Origin of the sequence: Paenibacillus sp. EZ-K15, assembly GCF_002573715.1 — a bacterium.
In the GTDB taxonomy this organism is placed as follows: Bacteria; Bacillota; Bacilli; order Paenibacillales; family Paenibacillaceae; genus Paenibacillus_AQ.
The window spans coordinates 1-831 of sequence record NZ_PDHM01000034.1; the positions used below are offsets into that span (position 1 = coordinate 1).

At 37.1% G+C, this 831-nt stretch carries 1 protein-coding gene; it reads right to left on the reverse strand.

What is annotated here, in order from left to right; genetic code table 11:
* Nucleotides 1–269 precede the first annotated feature (269 nt).
* Nucleotides 270–722 (reverse strand): GNAT family N-acetyltransferase, encoded by a 453-nt coding sequence (locus CRG97_RS32810; protein WP_098749645.1) that lies wholly within the window; start codon nucleotides 720–722, stop codon nucleotides 270–272.
* Nucleotides 723–831 lie beyond the last annotated feature (109 nt).

Below are 831 nucleotides of genomic sequence, written 5' to 3' on the forward strand. Positions count from 1 at the left end.
TGCTTTCATTATAACCTAAAGAGTTATTTTTGGTTCCTAGTGTCTTACGGGAGATTTCACTTAACGTTGTCGTGTTCCTGACGTCGATTCCCCTTAGATAGCTCTTATCTTAGGGGGATCGATGTGTCTGCCTGTATCTGCTTCATTGAAACTCCTCTGGCAGACCGAGCGGTCACAGCCGCGAAGCTGAAACACGGTGTTATCTGATGGAATCGGCATCTTTGAAATAACCCTCGAATCTCTTAATTTTATTCCTCAAGATTCTTTATTTACATATAGTAACTTAATATTACATCTCCATTTTCTTCCACTTCCCCAGTGTCCTGAAATCCGGATTTTTTATATAAATTGTTTGCCACAATATTGTGCGGCACATGTGATACCCTTATCTGTTTACAATCTATTCTATTTTTTAGTTTGTTAATGACTTCCTTAATGGCTAATTTAGCATATCCTTTTCCTTGGTATTTCTCATCAATCATAAATCTAAGTATCCAGTAATATCCATCAGAATATATTTCATTATCAAACAATATAAAACCTACCATTGTGTCTTCTGCATAGATTCCATATGGCTTTGAAGTAATTTCTTTGGTTGCATGTATTAGTGAATCTGCATTAGATGCTACTAAGCTTAATTGGTCTTCTCGTGGTTTAAGACTAATACATTCTATTTCGTTTTCTTTGCTAATTGGTATTAGGGCTACATTGGTTTGAGACATGTATTTCCTCCGTTTTTTAATTTACTTACCGATTCTTTCAGATAACGTTCTTGTATTCACGAAGCCGAGAACCTTAAGGGACAGAGTCCCGGCCGCGACGCGGTTAGGT